The 25463-nt window shown below is 59.4% G+C and carries 15 protein-coding genes; 10 read left to right on the top strand and 5 right to left on the bottom strand.

Annotated features, from left to right (window positions below):
* Positions 1-3 precede the first annotated feature (3 nt).
* Positions 4-507: a type VI secretion system contractile sheath small subunit gene (tssB, locus tag HU731_RS26250; protein ID WP_032892393.1), complete on the bottom strand. Its 504-nt coding sequence runs from the start codon at positions 505-507 to the stop codon at positions 4-6.
* 332 nt (positions 508-839) lie between these two features.
* On the opposite strand from tssB, the gene vasI reads away from it, so the two are divergent.
* Genes vasI through tssM form a run of 7 tightly spaced genes read left to right on the top strand, consistent with a single transcriptional unit; the run spans position 840 to position 13474 of the window.
* Positions 840-1511, top strand: a complete 672-nt coding sequence (gene vasI / locus HU731_RS26245; RefSeq protein WP_225931538.1) for a type VI secretion system-associated protein VasI — start codon at positions 840-842, stop codon at positions 1509-1511.
* Entirely contained in the window at positions 1499-2917 is a 1419-nt protein-coding gene (gene tssA, locus HU731_RS26240) for a type VI secretion system protein TssA (RefSeq protein ID WP_186606277.1), read from the top strand. The genes vasI and tssA overlap by 13 nt, the downstream gene beginning before the upstream one ends.
* A gap of 4 nt (positions 2918-2921) precedes the next feature.
* On the top strand, positions 2922-5441 hold the full coding sequence (locus HU731_RS26235; RefSeq protein ID WP_186606278.1) for a type VI secretion system Vgr family protein: 2520 nt from the start codon (positions 2922-2924) through the stop codon (positions 5439-5441).
* Positions 5438-7243 (top strand): Tle4 family T6SS lipase effector, encoded by a 1806-nt coding sequence (locus HU731_RS26230; protein WP_186606279.1) that lies wholly within the window; start codon positions 5438-5440, stop codon positions 7241-7243. Before HU731_RS26235 ends, HU731_RS26230 begins: the two co-directional genes overlap by 4 nt.
* Positions 7231-8484 carry a T6SS immunity protein Tli4 family protein gene (locus HU731_RS26225; RefSeq protein ID WP_186606280.1) on the top strand — a complete coding sequence of 418 codons (1254 nt, stop codon included), beginning with the start codon at positions 7231-7233 and terminating at the stop codon, positions 8482-8484. Before HU731_RS26230 ends, HU731_RS26225 begins: the two co-directional genes overlap by 13 nt.
* A complete protein-coding gene (locus HU731_RS26220; RefSeq protein WP_225931537.1) occupies positions 8481-9815 on the top strand; it encodes a T6SS immunity protein Tli4 family protein in 1335 nt (444 codons plus the stop codon). Before HU731_RS26225 ends, HU731_RS26220 begins: the two co-directional genes overlap by 4 nt.
* Positions 9816-9835: 20 nt before the next feature.
* A complete protein-coding gene (gene tssM / locus HU731_RS26215; protein WP_186606281.1) occupies positions 9836-13474 on the top strand; it encodes a type VI secretion system membrane subunit TssM in 3639 nt (1212 codons plus the stop codon).
* 174 nt (positions 13475-13648) lie between these two features.
* Here tssM and HU731_RS26210 read toward each other — a convergent pair whose 3' ends face one another.
* Positions 13649-13876, bottom strand: coding sequence for a hypothetical protein (locus HU731_RS26210; RefSeq protein ID WP_060767487.1), 228 nt, complete (start codon positions 13874-13876; stop codon positions 13649-13651).
* Between the two features lie 221 nt (positions 13877-14097).
* Positions 14098-15066, bottom strand: coding sequence for an AraC family transcriptional regulator (locus HU731_RS26205; RefSeq protein ID WP_186606282.1), 969 nt, complete (start codon positions 15064-15066; stop codon positions 14098-14100).
* A gap of 102 nt (positions 15067-15168) precedes the next feature.
* Here HU731_RS26205 and HU731_RS26200 point away from each other — a divergent pair, with 102 nt between their 5' ends.
* Entirely contained in the window at positions 15169-16419 is a 1251-nt protein-coding gene (locus HU731_RS26200; protein ID WP_186606283.1) for an MFS transporter, read from the top strand.
* 82 nt (positions 16420-16501) lie between these two features.
* Here HU731_RS26200 and yecR read toward each other — a convergent pair whose 3' ends face one another.
* Together yecR and HU731_RS26190 are read right to left on the bottom strand one after the other, a co-directional pair.
* A complete protein-coding gene (yecR, locus tag HU731_RS26195; protein ID WP_186606284.1) occupies positions 16502-16762 on the bottom strand; it encodes a YecR family lipoprotein in 261 nt (86 codons plus the stop codon).
* Positions 16763-16882: 120 nt separating this feature from the next.
* Positions 16883-17182: a hypothetical protein gene (locus HU731_RS26190; RefSeq protein ID WP_014718001.1), complete on the bottom strand. Its 300-nt coding sequence runs from the start codon at positions 17180-17182 to the stop codon at positions 16883-16885.
* 409 nt (positions 17183-17591) lie between these two features.
* On the opposite strand from HU731_RS26190, the gene HU731_RS26185 reads away from it, so the two are divergent.
* A complete protein-coding gene (locus HU731_RS26185) occupies positions 17592-19640 on the top strand; it encodes a M3 family metallopeptidase (protein WP_186606285.1) in 2049 nt (682 codons plus the stop codon).
* A 92-nt stretch (positions 19641-19732) separates the two neighbouring features.
* Complete coding sequence (locus tag HU731_RS26180) at positions 19733-24937, top strand: dermonecrotic toxin domain-containing protein (RefSeq protein ID WP_186606286.1); 5205 nt, start codon at positions 19733-19735, stop codon at positions 24935-24937.
* Positions 24938-25463 lie beyond the last annotated feature (526 nt).

Below are 25463 nucleotides of genomic sequence, written 5' to 3'. Positions count from 1 at the left end.
AACTCAGTTGTTTGGCGCGTCAAGCACCAGGTTCAGTTCGCTGGCCAGTCGTTGACGGGCGGTTTCATCGGTCAGCAGGTTTTGCAAGTGCTTGCGAAAGGCGGGTACGTTGCCCATTGGTCCCTTGAGCGCAACCAAGGCTTCGCGTAGTTCCAGCAACTTGTTTAGCTCGGGTACTTGGCGAGCAATGGCGTCAGGGCCGAAGTCATTGATGGTTTTGAATTGAAGTTGCACATTCAAGTCGGTGTCGTGATCGTTGTTCAGTACCGACGGGACCGCCATGTCCAAGGCAACTTCTGCTTTGGTGAGGACTTCGTTGAAGGTGTCTTTATCTATCCGAATGGATGGTCTATCTTCAAGAGCGCTTAGTTCGCCGTGGCCTTTGAAGTCGCCGGTGACCAGTAACTTCAGCGGTAGCTCGACTTCGGCTTGTTGGTCGCCTGTGGCCGGTACGTACTTGATATTGATGCGTTCTTTAGGCGCGACAGAACTTTGGGATTTCGACATGGGAAAAATCCTTTTTTGAAGGTGGCGCTATTAAAAGCCCATGTTTCATAAAAAGTCATGTCGGACGAGGTCGATTCGTTTCGTGGTACTTGGATGTAAGAAAAATTACTGTTTAATGTTTATGTTGAGTCTGGGAAAATTCATACAGTGTCAGGTTTTGTTATCTGAGGGGTGTATCTGGTATTTGAGGGTGTTGCAAAAAAAATGATGCCTCGGACTTGCCAGTTCGTTATTTATATAAGTTCATGAAAAGTTGCTGTGTTCGAAGATGAGTGATCGCCTTGGTTCAATAGCAAAAGTTGAATTTATTGATAATGTAGGGGGAGGCGTTGATGCGCAAAGGATCGCAACGTTGGTGTTGGGTAGGGGGCCTGGCAGCAATGCTGATTGCCCCGCACATACACGCAATGCCGATGGCACAGGATTGCCCGGCGATCGTGTCCCCGCTCAAACGCCTGGAATGCTTTGACCTGGCTGCCGGCACGCCCATCCAACATCCGCCTGCACCGCCGCGTTTATTGAGCCGGGTGCTGCCGATTGTCGACCTGGTACAGCGCAATGAAGCCAAGCGCCAACCTGAGGACCAGCGCTTTCTGTTGTCGTCATTCCCGGCGCCGGACAACGACCAGCCACCACGGCTGGTGATTTCGGCCCCGGCCTTGGGGGCACTGCCGCCACGGCCCTATTTGGCCATCAGCTGCGAGTCGAAAATCTCGCGCCTGCAATTGGTGCTGGATGAACCGGCCAAGCCGAACAAAATACGCATTCAACTGTTCAAGGATGAGCGCCCCGTATCCGCAGCTTATCAATGGCAGGTGCTGGACGACGCCGGCCTGGTGGTCGATGCCGGGCGAGGGCTGCAGGCGATTGCCCTGTTGCGCAACATGGGCGGTGGCCAGCGCTTGCGCCTGGAGAGCGACTATCCAAGGCTGCACGGCCTGATATTCGACGCCGAGGGGCTGGGCGAACTGATCGAACAGGAGCGCCAGGCATGTCGTTGGTGATCGACGTTCCGGTCGACATCGTCGAGCGGCTGCTGGCCCCCATCGACCCCGCGCAATCTGCCGGGCATTTCGATGTTGAGGACGAAACCTACCAGGCCATCGACCAGGAGATGGTCAAGCTGGGCGGCTTGCGTGAGAGCGATATCGACTGGCCCTACATCGATGAAGCCTCCCGCGACTACCTGGCGACCCAGTGCAAGCACTGGCGCATCGTCGGCCATCTGCAAGTGGTCTGGTTGCGTACCCGCCAGTGGGTGCGGTGGGCCGATGCCCTCGGGCTGATCGCGGGTATGGTCGAGCAGTATTGGGACAACGCCTACCCCAAACCCGGCCCCACCGGTTACCTGAACAAGCGCAAGCAGGTGCAGCGCCTGCTGGAGGACCTGGGCCAGGTGCTGCCGGCCCTGGAGCGCAGCAGTTTTGAGCCGGCTTACCAAGCAGCGGCGCAACGGGCGCTGGCCAGCCTGCAACAGTGCGTCGACAGCGCCAAGCTCGACCCCGCAGCGCTGGATGCCCTGCAACGGCAGTTGGACAAATACAGCGAGCCGGCCGCGGTGAACGCGCCTGCCCGTACGCCCACCGCCAGCGGCGCTCTGGACGCAGCCTTTTTCAGCCCGCCTAAACCGCAAGCGCCCAGTAACGAACGTGAACAACGCCGTGCGGTGTTGAACATGGCCGAGCAGATCAACCAGCAAGACCCTTACGACCCCACCGGCTACCAATTGCGTCGCTTCGGCCTGTGGTCGCACCTGCGCACCGCGCCCTCCGTCGTCCGTGACCGGCGCACCGAACTGACCGCCGTGCCCAAAGATATCGTCGACGGTTATCAGGATGCGCTTAACCACAACGCCATTGAGCCGAACCTGTTACTGCGCATCGAAAAAAGCGTGTGCGCCTCGCCGTACTGGCTGCGCGGCAGTTACCTGGCCGCTCAGGTCGCCTCGCGCCTGGCGATGGAAGAGGTGGCCGGCGCCATCCGCCAGACCTGTGAGCGGTTTATCTGCCGTCTTCCGGCCTTGCTGGAGTTGTGTTTCAGCGACGGCGCGCCATTCGTGGATGCGCAGACCCAGGCCTGGATTACCGGCGCCGATCAGGCGCAAGCCACCGGCAGCCCGGTGCAGGAGTACGCCGGCTTGCGCGACGAACTGGCCACTCAACTCAACACCGAAGGCGTGGAAGTGGTGCTGCTGCGCCTGCAGGAACTGCACGCCACCCAAGACGCGCCACGCCATCGCAGCTACGCCACCGTGATTGCCGCCGACCTGCTGGCATCGCGTGGGTTGTCGTGGCTGGCGGACGATTTGTACGCCAGCGTTGCGCGGTTGATGCGCGATACCACGGCGCAGGGGTGGGAGCCGGAGCTGTATCAGAAGGTGGCGGCCATCATCAGTCAAAGTAAGGACTAGCCACGTGCCCCGCCAAAGCGACCTGCGATTCACCTTCGAGCCCTTGAAAGGCGATGCCTTCGATGTGGTGTCTTTCACGCTTGAAGAAGGCCTGTCCCAGCCGTTCAAGCTGGAACTGCAACTGGCCAGCCACAACGCGGCCATCGACTTCAATAACGTGCTCGACCTGGCGGGGCTGTTCACCATCTGGCGCGGCGAAACCCCAGTACGTTACGTCCATGGCCTGGTCAGCCTGTTCACCCAGGGCGACACCGGTTTTCGTCGCACCCGCTACACCGCCGTCATCGAACCGACCCTGGCGCGTTTCAACCTGCGCTCCAACTGGCGCATCTTTCAGGGCCAGACTGTGCCCGACATCATCACCAGTGTGCTCGCCGAGCACCGACTGACCGACATCCGCCGCGAAATCTGCTTCGACCACCAACGCCGCGAATACTGCGTACAGGCCGGTGAAACCGACCTCGATTTCATCGCCCGCCTCGCCGCCGAAGAAGGCCTGCTCTACACCTTCGAACACCGCGACGACGGCCACACCCTCGTCCTCACCGACCGCGTCGGCGGCCTGGGTACCATCGGCACGCACAAACATTGCCCCGTGATCTACCAACCCATGGCCGGTGGCGATGCCACGGAACCGGCCTTGACCCGTTTTCACTACACCGAACAAGTACGCACCGCCCGCCAGGTACAACGCGACTACACCTTCACCCACCCGCGCTACGACCAGCAGCACACCGCCACCGGCGACCAAGACCTGAAAAACCAGCACAAGGACTACGAGCGCTACGACTACCCTGGCCGCTACAAACGCGACATCGCCGGCAAACCCTTCACCAAGACCCGGCTGACCGCCCTGCGCAATGACGCCAAACTGGCGCATCTGGCCGGTGACGATGCACGCCTGCAACCGGGGCTGGCGTTCGACCTCAACGAGCATCCCCGCGAAGACTTCAACGACCGTTGGCGCACCATCGCCATCAAGCACGAAGGCAAACAGCACACCAGCTTGGAGGAAGAGGCATTCGGCAGCGACCACGGCACCTCTTATGAAATGACCGCCAGCGCCATCCGCTGGACCTCGGATTGGAAGGCGCCGCTGCGTGCCAAACCCTGCATCGACGGCCCGCAGATCGCCACGGTGGTTGGGCCGCCAGGGGAAGAGATCTACTGCGATGAATGGGGCCGGGTCAAGGTGCAGTTCCCGTGGGATCGCGCGGACAAAAACAACGACCACAGCTCGTGCTGGATCCGCGTCACGCAAGGCTGGGCTGGCGCGACCTGGGGCTCCATGGCCATTCCACGTGTGAGTCAGGAGCTGGTGATCAGCTATCTGGACGGTGATCCTGACCAGCCTATCGCCATAGGCCGCACCTACCGCGAGACCAATTTGCCGCCCTACGAGCTACCTAAGCTCAACGCCGTAGCGACAACCAAAAGTCGCGAATTCAAGGGGACCCGCGCCAATGAGTTGCGCATTGACGACACCACGGCGCAAATCAGCGCGGCGTTGATGAGCGATCACGAGCACAGCGCGCTGCATCTGGGTTACCTCACTCACCCCCGCCATTACGGTGGCGGTAAACCCAGGGGGGAGGGGTTTGAGTTACGTACGGATGGGCACGGTGCGTTGCGCGCGGCAAAAGGTTTATTGCTGACTGCTGAAGCGCAACTGAAGGCCGCTGCGGGCCAACTCGAGCGCCAGCAAGTCATTGAGGTGCTGCACACCGCCCTGGCGTTGGCCAAGCAGCTAGGCAGTTCGGCTGAGGTTGCCCAAGGCATCGCCCAGGATTGGCAGCCGCAACAGGCCCTCACCGAGGCCGTCAACACCCTGGGGCAGGGCGCCAATGATCAGCCCAACGGCACAGGCACTGGCGCGCAGCCCATCATCGCCCTGAGCGGGCCCGCGGGCATTGCTGCCGCCACATCCCGCAGCATTGCCATAGGCGCAGGCGAACACATCGACAGTGTCGCGCAACAGAACCTGCAACTGACCGCCGGTAAAAAAGTGGTGATTAACGCGGGTGACGAGCTGGGCCTGTTCGCCCAGGGCGGTGACATGCGCCATATCGCCCAGAACGGTCACCTGCTGCTGCAGGCCCAGCACAACAGCATCCAGGTGCAAGCAGATCAGAGCGTGGAAATCAGCGCCAGCCAGCAACATGTGCTGGTGGCGGCGGACAAACACATCACCCTGCTGTGCGGCGGGGCCTACATCAAGATGCAGGGCGGCAATATCGAGCTGGGCATGCCCGGCGATTTCATTGTGAAAGCTGCGAACAAACAATTCATTGACCCCAGCCATGCCGCAACACAACTCAACAGCTGGCCCAGCACCTCGTTCAACGAACGCTTTCAACCCTTTTTCAACGGTCAACCCATGCGCAACCGTGCCTACGCCTTGGTTCGCAAAGACGGCGCACGCTTCGAAGGCCGCACTGATGGCGAAGGCTACGTCACCCTGCAACAGGGCATGACGCTGGAAGGGTTGACATTGGAATGGCTTGAAAACGGAGACCCCATATGACCGATAGCCCGACGACCCCCCGTGTCGCCCCCATGCACTACAACGCGCGGGGCAACCCTGTGCATACCTGGACCCTCACGCCCAGCCATATCACCGACCCGGTGCACTGCATATTGCCGCCGGACGGGGTGCTGCCGGTGATTTTTGTGCCGGGGATTATGGGGTCGAATTTGAAGAGCAAGCCTGCGGAGCAGGAAAGTGAAGATTCGGGAGAGGAGGGGGTGCCTATCTGGCGGTTGGATGCCGGGTTTATGGGTAAGAACATATGGTTGGCCACAAATTGGTTCAACAAAAAGCCAGGAGTGCGGCAACGCTTGTTGCATCCTGACAAGGTGGAAGTAGATAACGAAGGAGCAGTGCCCAAACTTGCCGTAGGCACGGTCATTACCCAGCCGGAACGGGACAGGAAAAAGGCTGCCCTGGCCTTGACCCAGCGTTATAGAGAGCGCGGATGGGGCGAAGTTAGCGAAACCAGCTACCACGCGTTTCTTCTGTGGCTGGAAGACACCCTTAACAGCGAATTCATGCCGCACAAATGGCCGCAGTTCGACATTCGGCCTGAGCATCTGCATACCCGCAGTGTCGAGCCCGGCCCGGTTCAAGTCACCGAGTTGAAACCCGAAATGCCCATCGCCATGCCCGGGTTGGGCGCTAACCTGGCGGCGCAGTTGCCGTCGATTATTTCGCACGAGTTGGCGGCGCGTGGTGGCTACCGTATGCCGGTGCATGCCTGTGGTTACAACTGGCTGGACTCCAACGAGGAGGCCGCGTCAAGGCTGGCTGAGCGTATTGATGAACTCATGCAGCAGTACGGTCGCAACTGCCAACAGGTGATTTTGGTTACCCACTCCATGGGTGGGCTGGTGGCACGGCGATGCGCGCAGCTACCGGGTATGGCCGACAAAATTGCCGGCGTCGTGCACGGCGTGATGCCCGCCATCGGGGCGCCGGTCGCTTACCGTCGCTGTAAGGTCGGCATGCGCGACGAAGACCCCATTGCCGGTGCGGTCATTGGCCCCACCGGTCAGGAGGTCACCGCTGTATTTGCGCAGGCACCCGGTGCCTTGCAATTACTGCCCACCCAGGACTATGCCCCGGGCTGGCTGCGGCTGGTTGACGAGCGCGGAGCCCCGGCTATGCCGCGTCAACCGGTAAAGGATCCTTACGAAGAGATTTATCTACGCCGTGACCGCTGGTGGGGATTGTTGCGTGAAGAGTGGTTGGCACCGAAGGATGGGGATCCGATTACTTGGAAAGATTTCGCGAATAATATCCAGAGCGCAAGAGAGTTTCACCAGGATATTGCTGGGGCTTACCACCCTCAAACCTACGTTTACTACGGCAACGACGATAAGCATCCCAGTTTCGAATCCATCACTTGGGAAATGCGTCGTGGGTCTCGCCTCAATGGCCCTTATGCCTCAAGCCCGGATGCCTTCACGGTGTCCAGCCTGCAAATGCATGAGGTGCGTGACGACGGACGAAGCCCGTTGTACGTAGGCGGGCAAGCCGAAAGCGTAATGCCCCCACGCGGTGACCCCAATGCACCAGTGAAGACCGTGCAGACCAGCTATTGGGAACTGCATTGCCGTATGCAGGACGGCGCTGGCGACGGCACCGTACCGGTGAGCTCCGGCCGGGCGCCGATCAGGCAGGTCCGCCAGGGTTCTGTCCGCCAGCAAGTGCAGGCACCGGGTTTCGATCATGAAGCCTCCTACGCCAACCCGCTCACCCAGCAATTCACCCTCTACTCCCTGATCAAGATCGCGGCGAAAGCCAAGAGGCCTCTATGCGCAGGCTGACCGTATTTTTTACATGCCTGCTGCTTGGATCGGTTGCAGGGTGCACCACCTTCAAACAACCCAGTGAACAGGAGAAACAAACCGTGCACGAATTGACCAGCAACATGCGCACCTGGGCGCTGGGCCGTGGGCTGATAGATTTACCCGCCAACTGGACGGGGGGCGGGGATGTGAAGCTGTACTACGGATTGGGAGCTGATCACTCCAGCGTTGAGGTCTTGATCTTGGGGGAGCGCGTGACGCAGGAGCGATTTGATGCAGCCTTGAATGAGCGGTCACGTCGGATTTCGGCAGTCAAGAACTATAAGAATTCAGATGTGTCGATGCTGGTGTCGGCAAAATTTGTCTCACCCAGGGAAACGTTGCTGCAGTACTACAAGCAGGCAACGCGCCGCCAAACATTCGTTCATGAGTCTCATCTGCTGATCGATGATGTCTACGTCATGCTCAGGGCTCAATCATACGAAGGCGATACGGAACCCGTTGAAGCCCAACTCTTAAAGCTGTCGAAGGAAATCTTCAAAGTCACCCCCGAAACCGCAGGCGCGGGCTTTGCGCTTGGGCCGGTTGTCATTCGCAGTCATCACGACCATGAGATCGCCAGTTTCTATTTTCGCCCCCCCGCTTCAGACGTATCGCTGAACGTCTACTACAACGCCTTATCACCTGATGATGGAGAACGTTTGCATGTCCGAACCCAAAAAGACGGGAAAATATTCCTCGCAGGCGATTATGAACAACTTCGTATAGGCAAAATCACATTAGCCGGAATGCAAGCCGAAGAATCCTTGATCGGCTTCAGTGATGACACACATCGTCAAATACTTTTCGTCAGCGAGAACTATCGAGATAACCCATCCCTAAGCCGTCCAGCTATGAGTATTCGCCTATCGGCAGGCGGAAAGAAGCGTACCGCCATAGATCCTGATAAACCCAGGGATCTTGTGCGCTGGACCCTTCCCCAGTTCGCCAACAAAGGCTACGAACTGCCTCTCTGGCAACAACCCGCATCACCAGAACCCGTCAACCCCTCGCTCACCGACTACGAAGCCATAGCCGTGTGGGACGCCATCCTCAAATCCGTACGCATCCGCTACGGTTCGGTCGTGCCCAAGCCAGACCCCTGGGCCAACATTCGCGGGCCTAGTGCCGAGGAGGTTGCCGAAAGCAAGCGCATCCTCGATGAGTTCATTGCCAGCCTGGAAAAACGTAGGTCATTACCAGGGGATAGCGATCAATGAATAGCGCCCACCGGCTTTATTTTGGCCGCCTTCATCCTAAACCCCCCCAGCTTCTTTTCATGGGCTTGACGTTCGCGTTGCTCGCGGGCTGCGCCGCCTTCAAACAACCCAGTGAACAGGAGAAACAAACCGTGCACGAACTGACCAGCAACATGCGCACCTGGGCGCTGGGCCGTGGGCTGATCGACTTGCCTTCCAGTTGGACCGGCGGAGGGGATGTGAAGTTGTATTACGGGCTGGGGGCCGATCATGCATCCGTTGAAGTGCGTGTGCTGGGCGAGGGGGTGTCACAGCAACGCTTTTCCGCTTCCTTGCAGGAACGGGCCAGCAGGATCGCCGCGGTCAAAAACTATGAGATGGATGACGTATCAATGCTGGTGTCAGCCAAAGCGCAGACACCGCAAAGTGTCATGTTGCAATACTACCGGCGTCCAACACCGCGTCAGACTTTCGTTCACGAACTCCACCTGCTGGTCGATGATGTCTACGTCATGCTCCGAGCGGACTCCTTCAAGGGTAATACCGCTCCTGTTGAAGATCGTCTGTTAAAACTTTCAAAAGAGATCTTCAAAGTCACCCCTGAAACCGCAGGCGCGGGCTTTGCGCTTGGGCCGGTTGTCATTCGCAGTCATCACGACCATGAGATCGCCAGTTTCTATTTTCACCCCCCTGCTTCAGACGTATCGCTGAACGTCTACTACAACGCCTTATCACCTGATGATGGAGAACGTTTGCATGTCCGAACCCAAAAAGACGGGAAATTATTCCTCGCAGGCGATTATGAACAACTGCGGATGGGCCAAATCACATTAGCCGGAATGCAAGCCGAAGAATCCCTGATCGGCTTCAGCGATGACACTCACCGTCAAATACTCTTTGTGAGCGAAAACTACCGGGACAATCCTTCGCTGGCTAGGCCGGGCATGAGCATCCGTTTGTCGGCGGGTGGCATGAAAGGAGAGCCAGTTGATCCCGACGAACCCGAAGACCTAGTGCGCTGGACCCTTCCCCAGTTCGCCAACAAAGGCTACGAACGGCCTCTCTGGCAACAACCCGCGTCACCAGAACCCGTCAACCCCTCTCTCACCGACTACGAAGCCATGGCCGTGTGGGACGCAATCCTCAAATCCGTACGCATCCGCTACAACGCGGTTGTGCCCAGACCGGACCCTGAGGCCAACAGTCGCGGCCCCAGTGTCAAGGAGGCTGTCGAAAGCAAACGCATCCTCCATGAATTCATCGCCAGCGTTGAAAACGCAAGCCATGCCCCCGGGCGTGGGTCAGCGGGAGCAACAGGGATGCGTTCACCGTGTGTAAGCAACGAACTCTAAAAAAGCGTTAGGAGCGATTCATGAAAACAGTCTGGAGTTACCTCAAACGCGGGGGCCTGCCGGTGCTGCGCCAATTCAACCAGGCATGGCCGGTGTTGGTGCTGTTGGGCGTGATGTTCTTGCTGGTCGCCATCTGGTGGCTGGGCCCGCAGTGGACGTGGCGTGAGCGCCAACCGTTGGGCGAGCTGGCGATGCGGGTCTCGGCCAGTGTGGTGGTGATCGTGGTGCCGCTGCTGATCTGGGCGTGGCGCGTGCGCGAGCGTTATCAGCGTTTGCAAGTTGAGCGCCAGCACGAGGCTGCCGTGCAGGCCGACCCTTGCTTGCCTTATATCGAAGATCAAGAGCGGGCGCTGGACCGCAGCCTGGGCAATTTGCTCAACAACATGGAGCGCCGTCGTTCGCTGTATCAACTGCCGTGGTACCTGGTGCTCGGTGAGGAGAATGCTGGCAAGACCAGCCTGATCACGCGCTCCAACCAGAGCTTTTCCTTGTCTCATGTGACCAAGGCTGGGGTCAGGGCTCAGGAAGAGCAATTGGCCTATCCGGTGGATTGGTGGATCGGGGACGAGGCGGTGTTGATTGACCCGCCGGGTGAATTTCTCAGCCACCCGGATTCACCGGCTGAAAACGTTGAGCAGCAGGGCAAGGTCAAGCCGGTGTTGCCCAGCGGCACTCATGCGCGCCTTTGGTCGCATCTGCTCGATTGGCTGACGCGCAACCGCAGCCGTCGGGCATTGAACGGCGTGGTGCTGGTAATTGATATACAGACCTTGTTGGCGCAACGTCCCGAACAACGCAAGGCCCACGCCAACCTGCTGCGCACCCGGCTGTTTGAGCTGACGCGGCAATTGGGCACGCGCTTGCCGGTATACGTGACGCTGAGCAAGTTCGACCTGCTGGAAGGCTTCGAAGAATTCTTCGCCAGGTTATCGCGCAGTGGCCGCGAAGACCTGCTGGGTTTCACGTTCAGCCTGGCCGCGGTGGATGATTTTGATGCCTGGCTGGCGGAACTGACGCGTCAATATCAAGTGTTTGTCGACTGCCTCTGCGAACAGGTTTTCAACAGCACCCGGGAGGCGCGTACGTTGGATGAGTGTGATCGCTTGCAAGCGCTGATGCATCAGATGGCGGGCTTGCGCCCCGCGTTGTTTGGCTTCCTGACCGAGATGCTTGGCAGTGATCGGTTCACCACACCCGCGTTGGTGCGCGGGCTGTATTTTTCCTCGGTGTTGCAGCAGGGCGCTCTGAGCAACGCTTTCATCAAAGAAGCAGGGCAGGCGTATCAACTGCCACCACCGCCACCGGAGGTCAAACCGGCCGGTGGCACGGCTATCTACTTTGCCCAGCAACTGTTCCAGCGGGTGATCTACCCCGAAGCGGGCTTGGCGGGCGACAACATCAAGGTGGCTCGCAGCAAACGGCGGCTGTTGATCGCCGGGTTCAGCGTTGCGTCTTTGGGGTGTCTGGTGGTCGTCGGCACCTGGCAGTTTTACTTCGATATCAACCGCGACAAAGCGGCCAACGTGTTGGCCAAGAGTCAGGAGTTCAGTGAGCGAGACATCGACGCCACGGTCGACCCTACGGGGCGCAACCTGTTGCTGCCTCTGGACCAGATTCGCGATGCGGTGTTGGTCTACGGTGATTACCGTGAAGCCTGGCCGTTGTTGTCGGATATGGGCTTGTACCAGGGCAGGGCGATTGGTCCGACGGTGGATGAGGCCTATTTGAATCTGCTGTCCAAGCGCTTCCTGCCAGCCATTGCCAGCGGGGTGCTGGAGGCAATTAACACCGCGCCCGCCGGCAGCAATCAGCAACTGGCAGCCTTGCGCGTGTATCGCATGCTCGAAGAGCGCCCCAACCGCCGCCCGGCGATTGTCGAGGAGTGGGTCGCCAAGCAATGGCAACGCGCCTATCCGGGCCAGGGCCAGTTGCAGGCCGACTTGATGGGCCACCTGGGCTACGCGCTGAAATACGCCGATGCCGACCTGCCGAACTACCGCGAACGCATCACTCAAGTGCAGCAGCAACTGCGCCAGTTACCCATGGCTGAACGGGTGTATATGAGCCTGAAACAGGATGCTCTGGAGCGTATGCATCGGCCGCTGGACCTGCGCACAGAGGTCGGCCCGGCGTTCGATATCGTCTACCGTGCGCTGAACACCGATCAAGCCGGCAGCGGTCTGCAATTGCCGCCGCTGCTCACCGCCAAGGGTTTCAAGGACTACTTCGAACCCGGTACCAAGGGCATCATCGAACTGGCGATGATCGACCAGTGGGTCCTTGGCGAACGACAACGCCTGGACTACTCCGACGAAGACCGCAACGTGCTGACCCAGCGTATCCGCGCCCTGTACAGCGCCGACTACGTCGACAGCTGGCGGCGTGCGCTGAACCAGTTCGCGGTGACCGACTTTGACGACCTCAGCCACGGCGTGGCGGTGCTGGAACAAGTCACCGGCCCGGCCGCACCGCTACGACGCCTGTTGGAAACCCTGCGTGACAACAGCGTGATCTACCCGGCCGTGCCCCTGGCTGAAGGGCAAGCGCCGCTCAAACTGGATAAGGTGCCCGAGGGGCAACAACAGGCAGCAGGGATTCGGCGCGCATTCTCAAGTCTGTCAGAGCTGATCACCGCACGAGGCGAGCAGCCGTCCTATTACGAAGAAACCCTGCGTTCGGTCAGCGCCGTCTATGACTACGCCAAGGCCGTGCACGACAACCCGGACCCCGGCAAAGCAGCCCTTAAAACTGTGCTCAACCGCTTCTCCCTGGGCGGCGCCGACCCCATCGCCAACCTGCAACGCGTCGCCGTGGGGCTGCCCGAACCATTGAATCAGCAGGTCAAAAAACTCGCCGACCAAACCTCGCAAGTGCTGGTGATCGCCGCCCTGCGCGAGCTGGAAAAGCGCTGGGACAGTGAGATCTACAGCTTCTATCGCGAGCGCCTGGCGGGCCGCTACCCGTTCAAGGCCAGTGGCGAGGACGCCTCGCTGGAAGACTTCGAAGCCTTCTTCGGCCCGCAGGGGCGTCTGCAGCAGTTCCACGACCAATTCCTGAACGTGTTCCTCAAGGACAACCTCGATGCCCTGTACTCCGACAGCCTCGGCGGCTACCTGGTACGCAGCGACGTGCTGGAACAACTGAAAAAGGCCGAGCGCATCCGCGACACCTTTTTCAACCACCGCGGCCATCTGGCCGTGCAACTCACCATCGAACCCCTGGCCCTGAGCGCCACTCGCCTGAGCAGCATGCTCAGCGTCGACGGCCAACTGATCCCCTACCAGCACGGCGCGCCGCAACGCACGGGACTGGTGTGGCCCAACAGCCTGGGTAACAGCAATGGCAGTCAACTGACTCTGGTGCACAGCACCGGCAACACCGCCAGCCTGAGCTACCGCGGGCCGTGGTCGTTGTTCCGGCTGCTGAGTCGCGGGCACCTCAATGGCCGCACCGACACCAGCGTGGACCTGACCTTCTCAGTCGCCGATGGGTTGATGCGTTATCGGATAGGCGCGGAGAAGGCTAATAACCCGATTACACAGCGCAGTTTTGAAGGGTTTGTGTTGCCCAGGACCTTGTTGGAAGAGCGTAAAACGAAGAGGGACGTGAACAAGGTTGGGGGTGTGGCCGCAATAGCTTTCAGCGAGGAGCGGCCCTAAGTCAGCGATGACTGAATACGACATAACCACATGCGAAACAGGACTGTGTCAGAGCCACGCGGATGCGACGGTTTAATGAGGCCGCGTTCCGCCTGTGCCACTCCCGTGGTGGTGAACAAGCCGATCGCCAGCGTTACGCTGATGGTGCGTGGATGGAAGTTCATAAGGAGATGCTCAGGCCGGGCGTGGCCGCAGTTTTTTGGTGATGCGCGCGCACCCTGTAATCTGGTTGAACTGCACGTAATGGGCTTGCGCCGTCCATTCCTCGACCAGGATCAAATACTCGGCCGGTGGATTGATCTGGCGCAGATAGCCGCACAGCAGACGTGTGCGTCGCGCGTTCATCGGCTGCTTTAGCGTCAAGATGACGTTGTCTGCGGCACGGCATTCAGTGATCTCCATGACTGAGCCCCTCATCGAGTGCTGGCGGCAAACGTGCAGGCCCAGTCTCAGAGGCTGGGGATTCTCGCCGCGTGGCCTTCATTCTCAGGTGGGGCGTCGCAGGCGTCTACTGTCATCCTTGACAGTCCTTTAGTCGGTTATGCGCTGCCGTGACCCATTCCTCGACGTAACGGGCATTAAACGATTCAGAGGCACAGACCGTCAGCTATGTGCGCTCAGCTTCAAGTCACAGCGGGCTGACTCACCCTGCGACTTAACCCCGGTGTCTTCCCCGTAATACGTTTGAATGCGCGACTGAAAGCCGCCTGGGATGTATAGCCCAAGCGCTGTGCTACCTCTTCGATCGGCAGTCTTTCGAGGGTCAGCCATTGGCTTGCAAGCCGCATTCGCAGTTCGGTGACATAGCGCAGCGGCGTCATGCCAATCGTCACCTGGAAGCGGTCCGCGAAGGCCGAGCGTGAGGTGTTGCATTGCTCTGCCAACTGCGCAACGGTCCAGTCGCGGCCCGGTTGTTGATGGAGCGCCAGCAGTGCACCGGCCAAGCGGGGGTCGCGCAAGGCGGCGACCAGGCCAGAGGCATTCCCGCAGGCGCACTCCACCCAGCCGCGAACGACCATGGCGGCCACCACGTCGGCCAACCGCGCGAGGATACCTGCAAAGCCCACACGTGCGGCGCTGACCTCGCGTTCCATGGTGGTCAGGATAGGCACCAGTCCAGGGTAGCGCTGGCCGCCGGCATCAATCAACATCAGGCCCGGCATCAGCTTGCCGAGGCCATGGATACTGCTCAGTTCAAACTCCATGCAACCACTGAACAAAATGGTGCTCGGCGTTGGGCTGGCATCGGTTCCGGTGTGCACCGCGCTCACGGTGTCACCGAGGGGGACGCCGTCTAGGCGGTCGATGTCCTGAACGGGTACGTCCGCATGGGAATACAGTTGATGGGCCGCGCCATGGGAGATGAACACGGCGTTGCCGGCAGACAGCGCGTAGGTGGTGCCGTCCTCCATTCGCAGGACCGCATTGCCGACCGCCATGAAGTGGAACCAGGCATGCCCAGGTTTTTCAGCGAAGCCCAAACCGAAACTCGGACTCGTTTGTATACGCCGGTATTCGACGCCACGCAGGCGCATGCCGCGCAACAGTTCGTTGATGAGATCCGAGGCAAGCGCAAACTGTTCTGCAGACATGGTTCAGGTGTTTTAGTCAAAAATGAGAGATTTTGGATCATAGATCATCCAGATTCGCGCGCCTAGACTGCGGGTCGCAATGATGATTGGGAGATCCCTGTAATGACTGACTGTGTGTGTAATGCCGTATCCAACCGCCATCCCGACGCCTTCTCGGATGCAGAGCCTGCGGCCCCCGCGTGGATGGCCGTCTTCTCGCTGGCAATGGGGGTGTTCGGATTACTGACCGCTGAGTACCTTCCGGCCAGTTTGTTAACACTGATGGCGACTGATCTGGGCGTGTCCGAAGCACTGGCTGGCCAGGCGGTGACGGTGACAGCAGTGGTAGCGTTGTTCGCCGGTTTGCTGGTGCCAGGCCTGACCCGCGGCATCGACCGACGTTGGGTGTTGTTGGGGTTTTCCACGTTGATGGTTGCCTCCAATCTGTTGGTCGCTGTTTCCTCCAGCTTCGCGGTGCTGCTGTTGATGCGTATCTTGCTGGGGATTGCCCTGGGCGGGTTCTGGAGCATGGCTGCGGCGGTGGCGATGCGCTTGGTGCCGAGTGCTTTGTTGCCTCGGGCGCTTTCGATCATTTTCAGCGGTATTGCCATCGGGACGGTCGTTGCAGTGCCGCTGGGCAGCTATCTGGGTGGGCTATACGGCTGGCGCAGTGCGTTCTTTGCAGCGGCGGCGGTCGGCATGCTGACCCTGGCGTTTCAGTCATTGACTTTGCCGCGCCTCGCGCCGCGCCGGCCGGCACGTCTGCGCACGGTTTTCGACGTGTTGCAGCGCCCGGGCATCGCCATGGGGATGTTCGGTTGTGTGCTGGTGCACAGCGGCCACTTCGCGATGTTCACCTATGTTCGGCCGTTCCTTGAAGGCACTACCGGCATCGGCCCGCAAGGGCTGTCGCTGATGTTGCTGGGCTTCGGGGTGGCGAACTTCGTCGGCACACTGTTGGCCGGCAAGCTGCTGGAGCGCCACCCGCTGGCCACTCTGGTGCTAATGCCTGCGCTGGTCGGCGTTGCAGCACTGGCGCTGGTGCTGTTGCCGCCCTCGTTGCCGGGGCAGGCGGTACTGCTGGCAATCTGGGGCTTGGCCTTTGGCGGTGTGCCGGTGGCGTGGTCGAATTGGGTCGCCAGTGCGGTACCTGATCAGGCGGAAAGCGCCGGCGGCATGGTGGTGGCCTCTGTGCAGTCCGCCATCGCCACGGGCGCTGCCGCTGGCGGTGCAGTGTTCAGCCTCGGTGGCAGCGCGGGCGTATTCATAGCGGCAGCGGTGCTGATGCTGCTGGCTGCGTTGCTGATTGCGCTGCGTGTGCGGGTGCCTTCTGTCCATGGCGTTCGCGAGTCCAGGCCCGCGTTGCATCTTTGATTTGGTTTTCCAAACCGCCTCTTTGCGCCTTGGGTGGTTGTCACTTTTGACACCGATAATCCTGAGTCACCTTGGTTTCCAGTCAATGAAACTGCCCCATCGTTCGGCACACGGATTTCTCTGTGCCTGCGCGTTCTGCCCGCGCATAGTCCCAAAACTGGCAGCGCCCCGTGGCGATTGCCAAGCCTTGGGATTCGCGGATTTGGCCGTACTCAAACGGCGTATGTACGTAGGAGAGTTGGACCAGCCCATCGGACGGGTTGCCGCCGGTAGCTTCCCAGTATTTGGGCGTGACGCAGCCTGCAAAGAGCGGCAGGGCAATGGCGACGATGACGGGTTTCATTGTCGAGGACGATCCTTCATGGGTAGAAATGACGTGGGTAGGCTGCGTTTTTGTTCGCCAGCATCAGTGTGGATCTGTGCGCATAGCCGGTGCGCGCAATGCCCGCACCGGCTGCCAGCCTTACTTCGTGCAGGTCAGGCGCGAGTACTTCGGCGGCTCAAGCAGGATGCCTGGCGTCATCACTGTCGAGCAGTTGAACACACGGCCCTTGGCGGTCGTGGCTTTAAAGTTCAGTTCAGCGCCGCCCAGGAAGTCCTCCTTGCTCTTGGTGACCGGGCCCATGGTCAGCTCATCCGTAGAGGCCAAGCCAATCGCCTCGGCGGTGACTTTGTGTATCTGCAATACGTTGGGGTTGGTGGTGCAGCCCGCCAGCAGGCTGGCCAGTGCGAGCAGGAGAAGGGCGGTTGAGGTCTTGGTCATTGGGTGAGGCTCCTTGCGAGTGGCGGCGGCAAAAAAATGTGCGCCATGCCGCCTGTGGGAATCATGAGGGAACAGGGGTTTGCCCTACGGCGGCGAAGTCTAGGAGCGCGTAAAAGGCCCCACAATCACCTGGAGGAAATCGAGACGGAGGCTACGGTGAAGCGTGTTGGGGCTGACGGAAATAACCTACAACACTCCAAGCGGTTATCGGGCTCTGCCACGCGGCATGACGCGCTCCTGCGGCAGTGCATGGGTAAGGCGGGGGGGCAAAGGCTGATGTTGATGACTGACGATCGTGTCCTGCGTGCTATCGCTTTTTGTTCCTATTACTCATACCTATTTAACCCACCCAACGATGATTCACTCCCTAGGCTGGCTGCTTCGCAAGCTACCTTTGAAGAGTGACTTCATGTCTGAAAACAACCCACTGCTACAGCCCTACGACTTGCCACCGTTCTCAGCCATCCGGGCCGAACACTTGGTGCCCGCCGTTGAGCAGATCATCACTGAAAGTCGCAACGCCACCGCCACGATTATTTCCAGCCAGGCGCCATTTCCCACTTGGGATGACCTGGTGCAAGCCGTGGAGGCATTGGAGGCTCGCCTGGATGGCGTGCTCAGCGTCATTGAGCTGCTTGACGCCCACCCCCAAGGGCAGACATGGGCGCAGGCATCAAACCGCAGTTATGAGTTGGCCATGCAGTACAAAGCCGAGTTGGCCGTGAACGACGACCTGTATCAGTTGCACCGACAGCTTGCCGATAGCCCGATCGCGGCACTTTTCAATCAACAACGCCACAGTGCGTTGCGTAAAATATTGCACGAGTACCATTTGGCTGGCCTTGATCTTTCTCCTGAGAAGCAGCTACGGCTCAAAGCGCTGAACCAGCAAATCGGTGAGTTCAGCCAGGAGTTCCTGCGCCGGGTAAGAGACTCCAGCGATGCATGGCGTAAGCACATTCAAGACAAGGCGCTGCTGAGCGGGCTGCCCGACGCAACCCTGGCCCGCCTGGCGGTCGCGGCTCGGGACGCAGGTCTGGATGGCTGGTTACTAACCCTTTGCGAGCAATCCTTTCAGGACGTGATGAGCTACGCCGACCATCGAGCCTTGCGCCAGGAAATGATGGTGGCTTACTACAGCCGTGCCGTGGACACCAGTGCTGATGCCCTTGCCACCGATAATGAACCGATCCTGACAGTGTTGCTCGACAGCCGTCACCAGAAAGCACAATTGCTGGGCTATGCCAACTTCGCCGAGCTGGCGTTGGTAGAGCAAACGGTGCAGACGAGCGATGAGGTCGTTGCCTTTATGCACCAACAGGTTGAGCAGGCACGCACGACATTCGCCGATGAGGCGCAACAACTGCAACGCTATGCCGCGCAGCACGGGGTCGCTGTTCTGCAACCCTGGGATCACAGCTATTTCGCGGAAAAAATCCGTCAGGACGTGGCTGGCGTTTCCCGGGATGCGTTGCGCAACTATTTCCCGTTGGACACCGTGCTGCAACGCTTGTGCACCTTTACCCAGACCCTGTTCGGCGTAGAGCTGGTCGAACAGACCACGATCGATACCTGGCACGCGGATGTGCGGGTGTTTGAACTCAGGGAGTATGCGCAACCGATCGGACATTTGTTCATTGACCCTTATCGCCGCGTAGAGGGTGGCGAGACTGGCGCCGCCTTTGGCTTGCGCAGCCACCGAATGACGGCCGAGGGGCGCCCACAACGGCCTATCGCAGTGCTACGCAGCCAGTTGCCACGGCCGACAGAGGCCCAGCCTTGCTTGTTGGATCATCTGCAATTGAGGGTCTTGTTGCATGAGTTCGGCCACTGCCTGCAGCACCTGTTGACCGTCGCCCCCTATCGCGCGATTTCCGGCATGAACCAATTAAGCCATGATGCGGCGGAATTCTTCGGCCAAGTGCTGGAGCAGTTCTGCTTTACTTCGCCGTTCCTGGTCTGGCTCTCTGGCCATTTTCAGACGGGAGAGCCCTTGGGTGATGATATGGCCAATAAAATGAGCCGGTTGGTTCACACCCAGACCAGTCATGAAACCGCCAGTGTGTTGCTCACGGGCCTCGTCGACTTCGAGTTGCACCGTACCTACGGCGATGGGCGTACACCTCATGAGGTGTTCACCCAGGCCAACGCTGAGGTGGGGTACTTGCAGTGGCCTGATGGCGCCCGCCCGATTAACCGCTTCGAACAACCGATGGGGAGCTATGGGGCCAAACTGTATTCCTACCCGTGGTCCGGTGTGCTGGCCCGCCAGGCTTTTGAGCGGTTCGAGCGCGATGGCCTGTTCAACCCAGAGACCGGCAAAGCCTTCCGGGACGCTTTTATCACTGAGGGGGACACCGGGACGCTGCTGCGCTCACTTGCGCTGTTCCGGGGGGATGGCAAGCGATGCGCCGAGCTACCCGCGGAGCATGAAGCACGGGTGCATAGGCATATGTAGCTCCTCGGCAGAAACGTGAAGCGCCAGAGTGATCCTCTCCGATCACTCACCGCTGCTCAGTTCAGCAGCCCATCCGGCATGGAGCGTATTCAATGGTCACGGACAACCCACCGTACTTTTTCAGCGAAACTCAAACCGATCGCACGCAGCTCAGCAAGCGCCAACGCGCACGCAACTTTACCCTCAAGGACCTTGACTGGTTCGACACCGTCTACCTGGCCACCGATGCGTTGCGACGCGCACAAACAGTGCCGATGCACGTTCAAACCCTGCAACTGAACGTACCCGGTCAACCGGCTATTGAACTGGCGGGCGCCTTCGTCATGAGCCCCGCCCCGGAAGGGGGGGTTATTCTCTACACGCCCGTTCGCGGCCTGGAAAAGCTGCAAAGCCATAACGCACTCAGGATGCAACTGGGGGCGTGGCTCAAAGACTCGTCGCAGCGCCAAGGGTTGCTCGATTACCTTTCCATCTCCCAGCAGCACATCCTGACGCCCACTGCGAACCTGACAATTAGCGCACATACCGTGGGCGGCGCTGTCTTCCAAGCCCAACACACGACCCTCGCCAACAACCTGCTGGATAACGCCCGTCTGATGCGCGAGGAACTGCTCAAGCTGCCCAGTTTCACCTCGCTGCTGGATGAATACATTTGCACGCAGTTGGCGCAGACGTTTGCGGGCGTCGATCAGCACCGAATCCAGGTGCACACTTATGTTATCGACACTGCCAGCGAATCAGGTAGCGCTGACACGCCAACGCTGCGGCACACGACCACCCGCACGTTGAGCGCAACCGTCCTCCAGTATTTCGTCAACAATGGCTGGCCTGAAGGGGAAACCCGGCGCTACGTTGACCCTCAACGCACGCCTGACCCGCAGCAGCCCGTTCAGGGGGCTGACGATCAGTTGCGTTGGGAAGCCTCGGTGCAAGGGCTGGCGCGGGGTTTGCGAGCCCACATGAAGCAACAGCCTAAGGCATTTTGGGCGCAGCCTGCCTCCACCGGGGCCTCACGGCTGCAACTGTTTACCCATGCCATGGCCAATGCCTTTATCACCGTGGCGCTGGACCAACAGCAGCAAGCGGCGATTACGGTTGACCAGCGTTTGCAACTACTGGCCTTGCCGCTCAAGGCTGCGCTTGCCGCAACAACGGCGGCTCCCAGCGTGACTGTTGAAAAGGCACTGCTGCAGGCGCCAGGGCAATCCCCTGTCGAGCTGGCAGGCACACTCATCATCAGCAATAACGAAAGTGACGATGATTCGCCCTGGCTGCTCTACACCCCCCACCAAGGCTTGCAATCGTTCGCTGCACGGGATGCGCTGAAAGCCCACCTTATCGATAGCCTCAACCCGCGCCGGCACGCCGATGCCTGGAGAAATCATTTGTCCAGGCCGAAACGCTTCAACGAAGCCGACCTGTCGGCCTGCGAGGTCATAAAAGCCCCGATCACGGGGGGTGTTTTCGACAGCATCATGGTGGGCATTATTGAGAAGCAAGGCCGCAACCTTGAATACGCCCTCGATCAATATCGCCTGAGCCAGGGCACGATGGACCTCGATGCCCTAGTCGATCATGTGCTGGATGTGCGTGGCATGATTGATCCAATGCTACTCACCTTCGACCCCATGGGCCGCTGGAGTACCCAGTTGGCAAGTACCTGGACTGCGGCGGCGACAGAACCCAGGGTTCCGCCAACGCTCTCGGCATTGCGCACCTCGGTGCAGTTGCTCGAAAACGTCAGCGCTGAAATCGCACGACACCTGGAATGGCGCCCTTCGCTGGAGGATTCCGCCACCACCTATCTCAACACCAAGCTGCACGCTAAACATCAACACCTGCAGGCAGCGTGCCTCTCGGTGCGTCAATACAGCAGCCCCTCCAGTGCCACCGATACACCTCAACTGCTGTCATCGAGCAGTATGGTCGAGTATTTTCTGGCGCGTTTATGTGGCGATGTGGATTCACTGAACGACCCGTTGAACACTCACGTCTACTCAGTCACCTCTGACAATACCGCCACCAAGATTTCAGGCTTGGACATCACCGACTTCAATACACTGATCGACAGTGCAGTCGACGGTTTCAAGCCGTATTTGCGTAGAACCCACAGTGCGTACCCCAACATGCAACCCTTGCTGAGAAAAGCAATGGAGATGGGCTTGACCGGGGAAATGCAAGTCAGGCTGTGGAACAATGCGTTATTGCCCCTGGACTACGAAGTACTCTCAACCGTACTGGGTATTTACGCCCGAGACTTGCGCCTGAGTGTCAACGGGTTTCGCCCTGATGCGTTTGCGTTGGTGATCACGCCCGCAGGGCAACACACCCAGCAGGTACTCATTCACTGTTTCATGCTGACCGAGCGCGGCGGGCTTGACCCTCACTATTGCGGTCGTGCACTGCTCTGGACGCCCGCGTTGGGACTGGAAAGTTTCCGTTCATTGAGCCACTTCAAAGCAGAGATAAATCGACGCCTGGCAAGCCCGGACGAGCGACAAGCTTTGCTGGAGAACCTGGCGCAACCGGACTGGCACCCCCATCCGTCCTATGCACTCAGTGCCCTTGAGCTGATCGAAGACAACCTCGTCGAATACTTGCAACGAACCTATGCTCAACACAAAGACCGTGAGCTGGAGCGAATCCTGTCCACAAAACTGTCGCTCGAACAGTTGCGCAAGCTGTGGCAGGTTCAAGCCACGCAAGACCTGGCGCCTACCAACCTGCGGCGTGCCATGGATATGGTCCAGGCCATGATCGTGCAACATGGTTTGCAATGGTTGGGCAACGCCAGTGCTGTCGACCAACAGCTCTATGCCGAGTTGTTGGAGCAGTATCGAAACAATGTCACTGATAATCAGGACTACCTGCACGGGATCGACTCGCTGGCTCGGTTCACGCACGACAAACTCAGCGGTGTGCTCAAGGACGGCGACGATCAGGCCAGCCTGACACCGGATGACGTTGAAGTCGGGCTGCCGGCGCAGGGCAGTACGCCTGCGCGCAACCAGTCACTGCTGGACTATGCCTTGAGCCATCAATCGTACTGGGACGATGAGGTGCCGCTGTTCGCCAGCACCGGTAAAACGCCATTGCCATCCGCCCTGAATGCACAGACGCTGAAAACGCGGATACAGGCGCTGAATATCAATGGGGCTTATCAGACTTACATCGAAGGATTACTGGGCCCCACCAGCCCGGATTTTGAGCAACGCGCTATACGATTCGCCAAGCAACTGCCGTGGCAACTGATGCAATACGCTCATGGCATGATGCTGCAAGGTCAGCTTTCACCGGCGGCCTTCGGGCTCATTCAACAGATCATGGACATGCCCGATGCTATCGCCCGGGCGACAGTGGTGAACGCCACCGCCATGATCCGCCCTCTGGAGCTGCTGGTTGATGACGGGAAGAACACCATCAGGATTCCCGGGACTTATTTGATCGGTCCCGCCTCAGGTGACGCGGGACCTCTAGTCCTTTATGCCCCCTATAGTCCAGGCTACACCCTCAAGGAATATTCGGTTGAGGCCGCACTGCGTGCCGAGCTGACAGCCAGCGATGCCTTACAGCGCTGGGTTCGGCTGCTGGTCCCGGCAGTTGACCACGCAGCACTGGCCAGCGCACTGGAGCAACCCCAGGCCAGCACCGGCCTGCAGCTGGCATGCAACCCCATCAACGCGCCTTTGTTTAAACAGTTGTACACCGAGAATGTCGCGTTGCTGACAACGTTGCTGGGCTGCCAGAAAACCGCCAATGCAGACACCGCCTGGGATACGGCCAAGGCCGTGTTCGCTGAGGGTGTGCAGCAGGCCATCGTGTTTTTTGCCGGAAAACTGGCTTACCCCTTGATAGTCTGGCAGAGCTTCACGTTGTTCAAAGCGTCTGCCGAAGAGCTGCAGAGCAACCAATGGCATGAGGCGCTGGGTCATTTTATCGGCGGCGTCGCCTTACTGGTCGGTCTGCGCAATTCCATGCCTCCCGTATCAGAGGGCGGCATACCCCCAGCAGCCGAGCCGAGCCCGCCGCCTTCCACGCCTGCGACCGCCGTGGTGTCCTGGCCCGCGCTGGACATTACCGCTGCGCCACGCACCCGGCTCCAGCGTTTCGAAGTCCTTGAGCCGAGCTTGGCCAGCCTGATTAAAGACACCTCACTCAACCTTTACCAATCGGCCTCCAGCCATTACTACGCAGCAGTGGCAGGCAAAGTGTTCCAGGTCATCAAACACGACCTGGGCTGGCGGGTCACGGGGGAGGGGGAGGTCGGCCCTTTGGTGCACAGCAACACCCGACAACAGTGGATGCTCAGCAGCACTGACCCATTGCTGACGGGGCGACGAGCTATTGCGCGACTGACCAATCGCTTCTATTCCGAGCCATTTGCGCGCCCCAGTATGAATATTTTGGCCAGCGGCATGCGCCAGATTCGCGCGCTTTACGCTCAGGAGTCGTTGATGATTATTGAGGCACTGGTATTGGCGACGTTCTATACAAGGAACGCCCAGGAAAACCTGCGCCTGCTTGCCCAAACACCCCTGGCTGCACCTGATGTCGCCAAACGCATCAAAACGTTTTTCGGCCTGCAGACCCTCGAGGCCGAGCACCTTGAAAAAATTCAGGCGATCGTCGACACGGTCTGCAGCGCGTTGATGGAGCCCTCACTGACCGGCGCGGACTCAGCGCGGTTTGTCATTGGCCACTCGCGGATACCGGCACTTCAGGGGGCCTACAAGGTGATGGCTTTTACGATCGTCCCCGACCCCTTGCAACTGGTGTACTTGACCGAAGCATTTTTCAACCCGGGCCTGCAATACGATCATTTGTTGATAAAACCCTTTCATGTCGACGCCCACGCCCGTGCGACCACCCTTATTCACGAAATCACGCATCATGTCTGTGCGACATTGAACTTGGCTTACGTGCAGTCCACCCATCCTTTTCATGACCTGATTGACCCCCAAACCCCCGCGGGCAGTAAAACCAAGGCAGCCCTGGAAAACCGCCAGCTTTCAAGCCTGTCGCTCAGCACCCCGACGCAGCAGCTGTTCCAGGTGGTCGATATTGCCACCGGCGTCAAAACCGATCCCGCCAAGGGCTCGTCGACACAGCCTGTGCTAGATCGGCTGCTGACTGTCACCGGCACCCAAACCCTCGCCGATGCCCGGCAGGTTTTCCGTACCGATCCGCTTAAACGCATCCTTACGGTACTGAGCAACGCCGACTCCGTCGCCTACCTGATTGCAAACCTGGGTCGTCGAAAAGAGCTGCCTATTGGCCTAACCAGCGATTCGCCTTGATTCACCCAGCAGTAACCACGATGCGAAGCGAGTCGCTCTTGATCTGCTTTTGATCTGCTTTTGATCTTGATCTCAGGCGCCCCCCCAAATCACTGGCGGATTACGGGCACACCGAGCCTAGGCGAGGTGCCGAGTGGTGGGGGGGCAAGAGCCCTTTGGTTACTTTGGGGCTTTTCCAAAGTGACCCGCCGTCAGGCGGAACCCTAAGCGGCCGTTACCGCAGCAATGGATATGCACACAATCCAACAGTGTTGGCTGTCAGGCCGCTTTCGCGAGCAAGCCCGCTCCCACAGGTTGATCGTTGGGTGTCAGGTAGAAAAGCGTCGGCTGTCAGGGTGCTATCGCAGGCAAGCCAGCTCCCACATTTGGATTGTGGGGTGTCAGGTAGATAAGCACCGGCTCTCAGGCCGTCGCGGGAGCAAGCTCCCTCGCCACAGGTTCGGCGTCATACCGAAGTATCACGGTGTACTACACCGTTACCGCGTTCGATTACGCCTGCGTGGTACTTCTTTTTGCCAGGCTCCCC

It is taken from the genome of Pseudomonas salmasensis (assembly GCF_014268375.2).
GTDB classification, from domain to species: domain Bacteria; phylum Pseudomonadota; class Gammaproteobacteria; order Pseudomonadales; family Pseudomonadaceae; genus Aquipseudomonas; species Aquipseudomonas salmasensis.
Note: the sequence above shows the minus strand (reverse complement) of the source record. Positions and strands in the feature narration are given on the sequence as shown.